Origin of the sequence: Endozoicomonas sp., assembly GCF_051008435.1 — a bacterium.
In the GTDB taxonomy this organism is placed as follows: domain Bacteria; phylum Pseudomonadota; class Gammaproteobacteria; order Pseudomonadales; family Endozoicomonadaceae; genus Endozoicomonas_A.
Genome location: NZ_JBPCXO010000010.1, coordinates 1 through 9906 on the forward strand (window position 1 = coordinate 1; position 9906 = coordinate 9906).

The following is a 9906-nucleotide window of genomic DNA, read 5'->3' on the forward strand; positions in this document are numbered from 1 at the left end:
CGAAGCCTTCAATGGTGTCATCAAGCGGATAATATACAAGGCATGTGGTTACAATGATCTTGATTATCTCTATCTAAAAATCAGGCAGGAGGCCCAAAAATGATCAGCCAACCTGTAAAAGGGCCCATTAATGCTGCTTTGAACCCATCGTAACTGATTATTTCGGCACTGGCTGGTTTCACAGTCATGAAGGTTCTCCAGTTCTCTGATCAACTGCATTATGGGATCCTCTAATCCTTGAGAATGAACCCTGTCGTTTAAATTTAGCAAAGACGTGTTGAATACTTGTCAGTCGATCAGAGTGATGAGTTCCAGCTTAATAATAGCCTGCCTTTTCTCCCATTTTGACTTTGTTACCGGTTTTAAGGTCAAAGGTTCCCCGGTTTTCCGGAAACATTAAAATGATAGTGGAGCCCAAGTTGAATAATCCCATTTCTTCTCCCTTCTCCAGCCGGACAGGTGGCACTTTATCGCTAAAATCGAGGGTAACAACCTCTTTGTTGAGTTCGGGTTTTATACAGAACCAACTGGTTTCAATGCGTCCTACATTTTCGGCCCCTACCAGCACCATGACAAAGGGGCCAAAATCACTGTCAAACACGGCGATCATCCGTTCATTTTTAACATAGAGATTATTAATGGATTGGGCGTGCCAGGGGCTGACGCTGTGCAGCTTTCCTGGAACACTGACCAGTGTTCTGAGAGTGCCATTAAAAGGCATGTGAACCCTGTGATAATTGCCCGGTGAGAGATAGAAGGTGATAAAAGAGCCTTTAAAAAACTCGTCCGCTAATTGTGCATCACCGTTTAAGAGATCCACCGCCGAGTAAAGCTTTCCCTTGGCTTGAATCATTTGCAGGCCGTCAATTCTTCCCGCTTCTGAAACGAGTCCATCGACCGGGCTGGTTATTGTGTTTACCTCGGCGTCTATGGGTCGAGCTCCTGGCTTCAGCGCCCGGGTGAAGAAAGTATTGAAGTTTTCGTACCAACCCACTTCGGGATGGAGTAGCTCTGTTACATCAATGTCAAAAAGTTTAATAAAAGCTTCAATCAGGGGCTCTTTGATCAGACGGCTGTCGGCATAGGCGATATCCGTAATGATATTCATATTCAACAACGTCAGGGTATCCTGACTGGTTTGATTGATTTGAGCACCCAGCAGAAGATTATTAAGTAATAGCTCGTAAGGAATCTGTTTATTGATTGGTTTTTTACAGCTGACGTCTGCCAGAGCGTTGTCAGTGATGAGGAGTGAGAGCAAGGCAGGAAGAAAGAATGCCCTGACACCCGATAGCTCTGGGATATTCATGGAAAGAAACCTGAAGCTGAATATAGGATTAGGTTCAGAAGAAGAGTAGAACAGGATGGGAAAAGTACCCATCCTGATTGGTCGAATGGTTATTTAATAGCTTTGTGCTCTTTTAGTCTGCTTATGTCGTCTGTAGTGAAGCCCATTTCTATAAGAATCTCGTCAGTATGTTCACCGACTCGGGCTGCAGGCCTTTGAATCTCACTGTCGGTTCGACTGAAACGGGGGACTGGTCTGGGTTGCATAATCCCTTCACGTTCTACAAAGGTTCCCCGGGCAACATTGTGTGGATGGTTGTACGCTTCGGACATCGGCAATACCGGTGAGAAACAGGCATCGGTACCGTCCAGAATGTCACACCATTCATCCCGGGTTTTGGTTTTGAACACGGCAGTAAAGCGCTCTTTCATATCAGGCCACTGCCCCATATCCATCTGATGTGGCAGCTCCTCATCTTCCAGTCCAATGAGGGTTAACAGCTCAGCATAGAATTGAGGTTCAAAAGCGCCTACACAAATGAACTTGTCGTCAGAGGTTTCATAGGTGTCGTAGAAATGGGCACCGGAATCCAGCATATTAGTGCCGCGCTCTTCGGACCAGAAACCACTTTGCTGGGCACCGTAGATACTGGCCATCAGTGCAGCTGCACCATCCACCATGGCTGCATCCACTACCTGACCCTTTCCTGATGCTTTTGCTTCGAGAATGGCACAGACCATACCAAAAGCGAGCATTAAACCACGCCACCAAAGTCACCGACCAGATTCAGGGGAACCACAGGTTTTTCTCCACGGTTTCCTATGGCATGCAGTGCCCCAGTGATAGAGATGTAATTGATATCATGACCACTGGCATGAGCGAGAGGGCCGTCCTGCCCCCAGCCTGTCATTCGGCCATAGACCAGGTGTGGATTCAGAGCCGTCACCGGTTCGGGACCAATACCGAGCTTTTCAACGACGCCTGGGCGGAACCCTTCAAACATAGCGTTACAGCTTTCTGCCAGTTTCAGAACAGTTTCAACACCTTCCCGGGTCTTGAGGTCAACGCCAATGCAGCGTTTGCCACGATTAAGGATGTCCAGTTTGGGGTTATCACCAAACATGCCACCCTTGGGTAGTTCCACCCGGATGACATCAGCCCCCATATCCGCCAGCATCATGCCAGCAAAAGGACCGGGTCCGATCCCTCAATTTCCAGAACTTTGATGCCTTTCAAAGGGCCCATGGCCTTCCCCTGTTGTTGTTATTGCAGGGACTTATTATCCATTAAAATAAGCTGGTTGCTTTAGTCTGAATGGCTGATACCAGAAGGCTATTAAATGACGATTGGGCGAGCGAGGTAATATAAGAGCAGGAGATTATTTCCTGGTACTATCGTATTTTTGCATGGGGTCAATCCAGTGTTTGGTGAGGTGTGCTCTTCTTTTTTCAAAACTTTTATGCAGTAGGTCCAGAAAAGGCTGTCTATCTTCGTGACTCAGGGAAGAGTTGCTGTTGGCTTGTTCCCAGGCGTCTTCCGCTTCCTGAAACTCAATGTCCAGCTGTTCTAATTGCTTGTAACGATTCATACAAGAGCCTCAAACAGTCGTGAAAGAAAACACGGTTTCAGTCTAACACCTTCCTTTACAGATGGAGGGTTTTCTCTGTGCTAACTTAAGTTAGTTTTGGTTTGGAGAATATAAATGCGAAATTCAGTCCGCATTCTTCTGGGCATCATACTGACCGTCATCCAGCTAACGGCAATAGCACAGCCTAAAGTGGTGCTGGTCACCGGTGCCAGTAAAGGGATCGGCAAGGCTCTGGTGCTGAAATTGGCAGAAAGCCCCGATCTTTATAAGGTCTATGGTACCTGGAATACCACGCTTCCGGACCCTAAGGATTTTCCAGGGATCACCATGCTGAAAATGGATCAGACTCGCTATGTCGAAATCCAGCAAACCGTTGGCATTATCAGGAAGAGAGAAAAACGGTTGGATGTTCTGGTCAATAACGCCGGAATGGGGGTTTATGGCCCTCTTGAGCTGCTGACAGAAAAACAGATTCGAAAACAGTTTGAAATCAATGTCATCGGCCCTCTATTGCTAATGAAAGAAGTACTGCCGGTGATGAGAGAAAACAATTTTGGGCGTTTGCTGAATGTTTCTTCTCTGGCGGGTGCTGTCGGAATACCTATGATGGACGTTTATTCGGGCTCCAAGTTTGCTATTGAAGGTACCTGTGCGGCTATGGAAGGTTACCTGGGGGTAATGAAGCGTTCTGATGGCACCCCCTGGAATCTGAGTTGTCAGGTGGTTGAGCCGGGTTATACCCGGACAGAGTTCAAAAAAGGGGCAGATTTTCCCGGAGCCAACGAGGTGCCAGGGTATTTTTCCAAATCATTTCAGGCTTTTGAGAAGAGACTGGAAGAGGGCTTAAGTCGTGGTCAGGATCCAGCAGAAGTGGCTGAGGTAATTAAAGCTGCTATTGACGACGACAGTGGTAGCAAAGTCTTTCGGATCCAGACTCGTCAGGGCGTAACCCGATATTTGAAGGAGCATTATGGCATCACGCTGGACACCACGGGAGCATCGTTGGTCATAAGGCCTGTCCCGGTGATGCAGAAGAAATAATGAGAAATGATCAGAAAGATGACCCGTGCGAACTATGCTGTTTGACGGTATTCATACGACAGGGTATCTCTTATGAGGCGCTTTCTGATCTTGTTCCTGATCATCAGCCATTGTGCAATGGCTTCGGAGATTGACAGTTTTACAGCACGGTCTCAGCTGATAGCGGATCCAAACCCGCAAAATCTTGAATTCATCAATCAGTACGTTAATCGGTTGATAAAGGAAGCGGTTATTGAGACCAGAGGGTGCGATAGAGAAGCCTTCTACGATAATCTGCTGGGCAAGCTGGGCGGCATGACAAAAGATGCCTTTAACCGGGAGGCAGAAAATAATAACAGTCTGATCAAGGCCAAACCTGCTTTCGATCTGAGCATCTATGCCGATGCCAAAGAGCCCGACAGTCTCTGGTTCCCCATCAGAATGCCCGGTGTTTATAATCCGGCTCTGGGCGTTAATGGACTGATTATTGGTACCGACAAGGTGTCTCACTTCCTGGGTACAGGTTTCGTTTACTTCTACTATGTTCGCAGCCACAGGCAGCCCACTCTCAGAGATCTCCTGGATTTCGGTATATTTACTGAAACGACTTTTTATGGACTGACGACGACCGGCGTATTTTCGCGAGGGGATCTGGCTGCCAACTATGAAGGTTTTCTATTTTGGCAGGATCTGTTGGGAGAGCGGTATTTTGAAGAAGCGAGAGTGCCGAAAAACTATGTCACCTGTGTCAGCGGTCAATGGGCGTTGAACAAACAGGCTGCTTTTAATATCAACACCTATTTATCTCCTGCATGGGACGAGAGCGTAAACTGCAGTTCCTATTCTACCCGTCGAATGGCTCGATCTGTGAATAACAGAATCAACGTGGCCCAGGGAGGTTACGCCTGCCCTCTGGAAGTTCATCGATGCAAGGCCATAGTGGAACGGTACAGACAGCAGCTTCTGGTTCTGAACTATTTATTGACGCCTACTTGTCAGTTCGCTGAAAAAGTCAATTTTGAAGAACTGGGTGTGCGGGGAGATCCGTTTAATCTTAAGGCTATTGAGCAGTTTTCTACTCATCCCCATTCCCTCAAAAAACTGTGGTTCTCACTGGAGGAACAGCTCTCGCTGGAGCTGAAGGATCTTTACAAGAAAATAGTGCGCTCTTTTAGAAGCAGGAGAGATGAGCTTTAGTGGAATAGAGAGTTTTTTCGGTAGGAAAGAAAAACTGTGGAGCCATAGGCTCCACAGTCATTAGCAGACTATTAACCAAAGTCACCGGCAATATAGTCGCGGGTTTTCTGGTTGGCAGCGTCCTTGAAGATCTTGCTGGTTTCATCGAATTCAACCAGCTCTCCCAGATACATAAAGCCAGTGTAATCAGAGATACGCATGGCCTGCTGCATGTTGTGAGTAACGATTACGATGGTGTATTTCTTACGCAGGTCGGTAATCAGTTCTTCAATGGCGCTGGTGGCCAGAGGATCCAGAGCGGAAGTAGGCTCATCCATCAGGATGACTTCAGGCTCAAGAGCAATAGTACGGGCAATGCACAGACGCTGTTGCTGGCCGCCGGACAAGCTGCTGGCATCGGCATGCAATTTGTCTTTGACTTCTTTCCACAGGTGAGCACGCTTCAGCGCTTTTTTGGCGCGAATGGCCATCTCCGGCTTGCTCATGCCCCCTCTCATTTTCAGTCCAAAAGTAATGTTGTCATAAATGGACATAGGAAAAGGCGTTGGCTTCTGGAAGACCATGCCGACTTTGGAGCGAAGGTCGTTCAGGTCAACACCGCGCTGCAGGATGTTTTCGTTATCCAGCAGAATCTCACCTTCTGCCGCCTGGCTGCCATACAGATCAAAGATACGGTTCATGGTACGCAACAGCGTCGATTTACCGCAGCCGGAAGGACCAATCAGTGCCGTTACCTTGTTGTTGTAGATCGGCATATTCACTTCTTTCAACGCCGGCTCAGAACCTTTGCTGTAAAAGAAGCTGAGATCTTTGACTTCCATTCTTGGATACAGAATATCTTCAGCCAGGCCGGTTTCTGTATGAGTATCAGTCAGGCTTTTCCGGGTCGCAGACGCATCATGGGTCGCAGACGCTTCATGGGTCGCAGACGCTTCTGTAGCCGCAGGAGCAGTAGCAATGTTCATGTTCATTTGGCTGCCTTTCGAGCTTTGATCCAACGCGGTAAAACGGTGGCCAGAATATTGATAATCAGAATAAATACGGTAATCAGTAGTGCGCCAGCCCAGGCCAGGTCATTCCAGGATTCAAAGGGGCTCATGGCATACTGATAAATGGTCACCGGCAGGTTAGCCATTGGCTTGTCCAGGTCGGTGCTCATGAAATTACTGTTCAGGGCGGTAAACAACAGGGGCGCTGTTTCACCGGTGATACGGGCTACCGACAACAGGATGCCGGTAATAATGCCAGGGCCTGCTGCCCGGTAGCACAGCTGGGTAATCACTCTCCAGCGAGGAGCACCCAGACCACTACCGGCTTCTTTCAAAGTGGTAGGCACCAGGCGAAGCATTTCTTCTGTGGTGCTGACAATAATCGGCAGAGCCAGAATAGCCAGAGCGATCGCACCGGCCCAGCCTGAGAAGGACCCTGTGGTCACAACCACCACCTTGTAGACAAACAGACCTACCAGGATGGAAGGGGCACTCATCAGCATGCCGTTGAGAAAGCGCAGTGTTTCAGCAATTTTTGAACTCTGTGGGGATTCGGACAGCCAGGTTCCGGCTAATACTCCTAAAGGAGCGGCAATCAGAATACCCAGACCGGTCAAAATCAAACTGCCAATAATGGCGTTCTTCAGGCCACCCTGGCTACCGGGCCCTGGTGTCAGTTCGGTGAAAATGTGCAGACCTATACCGGAAATACCTTTTCCAATCAGGCTGTACAGTACGCTGGTCAGAACAACCAGACCAAACAGCGCACAGAAAATGCAAAAACCGATAAAGGCGTAGTTCTTGAGTTTCCTGACTGGCATTATCGCTTCCTCAACAGCAGACGGGCTGCGCCCATCACAATAAATGTCAGTACGAACAGTACGAGACCCAAACTGATCAGAGCCGAGATGTGCATCTCATTGGTGGCTTCGTTGAACTGCTGGGCAATCGTGGAGGAAATAGAGCTTGCAGGCATGAACAGCGAAGTCTCTATACGGTTGGCGCCGCCTATAACAAAAGCAACCGCCATGGTTTCGCCCAGGGCACGACCCAGGCCGAGGATACCGGCACCGACTGCAGCATTTTTGATGCTGGGCAGAAGTACGCGGGTAATGACTTCATAGGGGGTTGCACCCACACCGTAAGCCGCTTCTCTCACCACATTGGGAATGGTTTTCAGCGCGTCACGGGTCAAGGCGGTAATAATGGGCAAAATCATGAAGGACAGAATGATGCCAGCGGTCAGCAGACCGATGCCAATGGGAGGCCCATCAAACCAGGGGCCAATCAGAGGCAGGCCCACCAGATTTTCCAGAGCCCAGAACTGAAAGCCTTCGGAGAACCAGGGGACAAAAACAAAAAGACCCCACATGCCGTAAATAATACTGGGCACAGCGGCCAGCAGTTCAATGGCCATTCCGATGGGCTTGCTGATCCAGTTGGGAGCCAGCTCTGCCAGGAAGATAGCTATACCCAGACCTACAGGAATGGCAATCACAATAGCAATCAGAGAAGACACCAGGGTGCCGTAAATAGCGGCGGCAGCGCCAAAGTCGCTGTTTACTGGATCCCAGACATTGCGAAATACAAAACCGGGACCAAACTCAATAAGGGCTTGCCAGCCTCCGTCGACCAGGGAAAGAATGATCCCGATCAACAGCAGAAATATCAGAATGGCGCTGGTGAAGCTCAATCTGTAGAAGATTGAGTCACCATTCATAGCGCGGGGCATCGTAGTCAAAAGCATAAGCAGCAACACGACAGTTGACCAGCACTATGCTGATCAACTGTCGTTCGTTTCCTATTTCAGAAAGCCTTGGATACTGAGCACTTGATTTAGGAAATGCTGTCAGAGACAGCATTTCGGGCTTAGGGCTATTTGATAATGGTTTGACCGTTGGTGGTCAGGTCTTTTTTCCAGACGTTTTCAACCATTTCAACAACCGCTTCTGGCATTGGGATGTAATCCAGACCTACTGCGTAGTCACCGCCTTTCTCATAACTCCATTCGAAGAAATCGATGATCATCTGAGCTTTCTCGGCATTCACCTGATCCTTGTGCATCAGGATGAAAGTGGCGGCAGTCATAGGCCAGGAGTCGGCACCAGGCTGATTGTTCAGCAGCAGGCGGAAACCAGGAGCGTTAGCCCAGTCTGCGTTGGCAGCAGCAGCCTGGAAAGTATCCATGCCAGGCTGCAGGGATTTACCATCAGCACTGTTCAGCTGGGTGTGGGTCAGATTGTTTTGCTTGGCGAAAGCGTACTCAACGTAGCCGATAGCACCACGAGTACGACGAACGAAGTTAGCTACACCCGCGTTACCGTTACCACCGATGGTGGTGGCTTTCTTAGGCCAGGTAATGTCGGTGTTTTTGCCAATATTCTCTTTCCACTCAGAGCTGACACGGCTCAGGTAGTCAGTGAAGTTGTAAGTAGTGCCGGAACCGTCTGAACGGTGAACGACATAGATAGCCTGATTAGGAATGTTGACCCCCGGGTTCAGGGCGGTAATACGCTCGTCATTCCACTTTTTGATGTTACCCAGATAGATATCTGCCAGTACTTTACCGGTCAGTTTCAGGGCGCCTGGCTCAATGCCTGGAACGTTGATAACAGGAACAATGGCACCCATTACCATCGGGAACTGGATCATGTCTTCTTTATCCAGTTTCTTTTTATCCAGAGGCGCGTCGCTGGCGCCAAAGTCAACGGTTTTGGCGGTGATCTGACGGATACCACCGCCGGAACCGATTGCCTGGTAGTTGATACGAATACCGGTTTCTTTTTGGTATTCCTCAGCCCACTTGGCGTAGATTGGGTGTGGGAAACTGGCTCCCGCACCGTTGATGACTTCAGTCTTGGCAGATGCAGAGAAGGACGCTGCAGCCAGCAGAGATGATATCAGAACAGACTTCAGTAACTTCACTTGTTCTCTCCCCGAGAAACTCGCTTAGAGTGTGTACTTGTTTTCACTGAGAAAAATATTTTGCCGCGCCGTTATAGGGTTGGTTTGTGCAAAACACTTTTCTTTTGCTTGTAAATTTGATGGTTGCGAGAATAGGGGGAATATATTTCAGTAATGTTACAGCTTTATTGGTGTTTTATGACAGTGCAAAGGTGAGTACTCTAACTACTTGCTAACCGGGGCTTCCTGGCCGATGCTGACAGAATGATTCAGGTACTGACCAACTTGCTATCCAATGCCATCAAGTTTTCGCCAAAGGATTCAACGGTCGAAATTTCGGTTGAGTCTCAGGCTGACAGTGGCAAAGTCAGGGTGAAGGTCAGGGATGAAGGGCCGGGCATTCCTGCTGAATTTAAAGACAAGCTGTTTGATCGGTTTACTCAGGCTGGCAGCACCTTAACCAGAAAAGAAGCAGGAACGGGTTTGGGGCTCAGCATCTCGAAAACCATTATTGAAAAGCACGGTGGAGAAATCGGTTTTATCTGCGAGGAGGGCAAAGGCACGGTTTTCTACTTTGAACTGACACTCTATCAGCAAAAGGATGAAGTCAGAGCTTAGTTCTTGCTATGGATGTCTCAATAACGTGCTTGATACCGGGCTTTAACAATCTCAATATTATTTGATTCCCTGATTTTTTAGACGCTTATAAAGGGTATTGCGACTGATGCCCAAAGCTCTGGCAGTTTTGCTGATATTCTGCTGATTCAATTGGTAGACTGTGTGAAGATCCTGGGTAACTGCTCAAAATTCGTAGGCAGAGCGGTTCATGAGCTGAACAGATTTTTCCCGCACCATGTCTGATAACCGGGGAATAGTTCCAGTCCCGGAGATTCGATCCTTCAGATATCTGGAGAATGACA

12 protein-coding genes are annotated in these 9906 nt (G+C 48.5%); 3 read left to right on the forward strand and 9 right to left on the reverse strand.

What is annotated here, in order from left to right; genetic code table 11:
- Positions 1-316: 316 nt before the first annotated feature.
- The 4 genes from asd to ACR2PX_RS00315 form a co-directional block, all read right to left on the reverse strand.
- Positions 317-1309, reverse strand: a complete 993-nt coding sequence (gene asd / locus ACR2PX_RS00300) for an archaetidylserine decarboxylase (protein ID WP_433997369.1) — start codon at positions 1307-1309, stop codon at positions 317-319.
- Between the two features lie 89 nt (positions 1310-1398).
- Entirely contained in the window at positions 1399-2043 is a 645-nt protein-coding gene (locus ACR2PX_RS00305) for a CoA transferase (RefSeq protein ID WP_433997370.1), read from the reverse strand.
- Positions 2043-2468, reverse strand: a complete 426-nt coding sequence (locus ACR2PX_RS00310; protein WP_433997371.1) for a CoA transferase — start codon at positions 2466-2468, stop codon at positions 2043-2045. Before ACR2PX_RS00310 ends, ACR2PX_RS00305 begins: the two co-directional genes overlap by 1 nt.
- 198 nt (positions 2469-2666) lie before the next feature.
- Positions 2667-2876 carry a hypothetical protein gene (locus tag ACR2PX_RS00315; protein WP_433997372.1) on the reverse strand — a complete coding sequence of 70 codons (210 nt, stop codon included), beginning with the start codon at positions 2874-2876 and terminating at the stop codon, positions 2667-2669.
- A 114-nt stretch (positions 2877-2990) separates the two neighbouring features.
- Between ACR2PX_RS00315 and ACR2PX_RS00320 the strand changes: the two genes are divergently transcribed.
- Both ACR2PX_RS00320 and ACR2PX_RS00325 read left to right on the forward strand, forming a co-directional pair.
- Positions 2991-3917, forward strand: coding sequence for an SDR family NAD(P)-dependent oxidoreductase (locus ACR2PX_RS00320; protein ID WP_433997373.1), 927 nt, complete (start codon positions 2991-2993; stop codon positions 3915-3917).
- Positions 3918-4034: 117 nt separating this feature from the next.
- Positions 4035-5093, forward strand: coding sequence for a hypothetical protein (locus ACR2PX_RS00325; RefSeq protein ID WP_433997374.1), 1059 nt, complete (start codon positions 4035-4037; stop codon positions 5091-5093).
- 71 nt (positions 5094-5164) lie between these two features.
- Here the strand turns inward: ACR2PX_RS00325 and pstB are convergent, their stop codons facing one another.
- The 4 genes from pstB to pstS all read right to left on the reverse strand — a co-directional run bounded on the left by pstB (position 5165) and on the right by pstS (position 9007).
- Positions 5165-6064, reverse strand: a complete 900-nt coding sequence (gene pstB, locus ACR2PX_RS00330) for a phosphate ABC transporter ATP-binding protein PstB (protein WP_433997375.1) — start codon at positions 6062-6064, stop codon at positions 5165-5167.
- Positions 6061-6903, reverse strand: a complete 843-nt coding sequence (pstA, locus tag ACR2PX_RS00335; RefSeq protein WP_433997376.1) for a phosphate ABC transporter permease PstA — start codon at positions 6901-6903, stop codon at positions 6061-6063. Before pstA ends, pstB begins: the two co-directional genes overlap by 4 nt.
- The gene (gene pstC, locus ACR2PX_RS00340) at positions 6903-7829 is read right to left on the reverse strand and encodes a phosphate ABC transporter permease subunit PstC (RefSeq protein ID WP_433997377.1); all 927 of its coding nucleotides are present in this window, start codon (positions 7827-7829) and stop codon (positions 6903-6905) included. Before pstC ends, pstA begins: the two co-directional genes overlap by 1 nt.
- Before the next feature lie 128 nt (positions 7830-7957).
- Positions 7958-9007, reverse strand: a complete 1050-nt coding sequence (pstS, locus tag ACR2PX_RS00345) for a phosphate ABC transporter substrate-binding protein PstS (RefSeq protein ID WP_433997378.1) — start codon at positions 9005-9007, stop codon at positions 7958-7960.
- 243 nt (positions 9008-9250) lie between these two features.
- On the opposite strand from pstS, the gene ACR2PX_RS00350 reads away from it, so the two are divergent.
- Positions 9251-9604, forward strand: a complete 354-nt coding sequence (locus ACR2PX_RS00350; protein WP_433997379.1) for a sensor histidine kinase — start codon at positions 9251-9253, stop codon at positions 9602-9604.
- A gap of 57 nt (positions 9605-9661) precedes the next feature.
- Here the strand turns inward: ACR2PX_RS00350 and ACR2PX_RS00355 are convergent, their stop codons facing one another.
- Positions 9662-9754, reverse strand: a complete 93-nt coding sequence (locus ACR2PX_RS00355; RefSeq protein ID WP_433997380.1) for a helix-turn-helix domain-containing protein — start codon at positions 9752-9754, stop codon at positions 9662-9664.
- Positions 9755-9906: the final 152 nt, after the last annotated feature.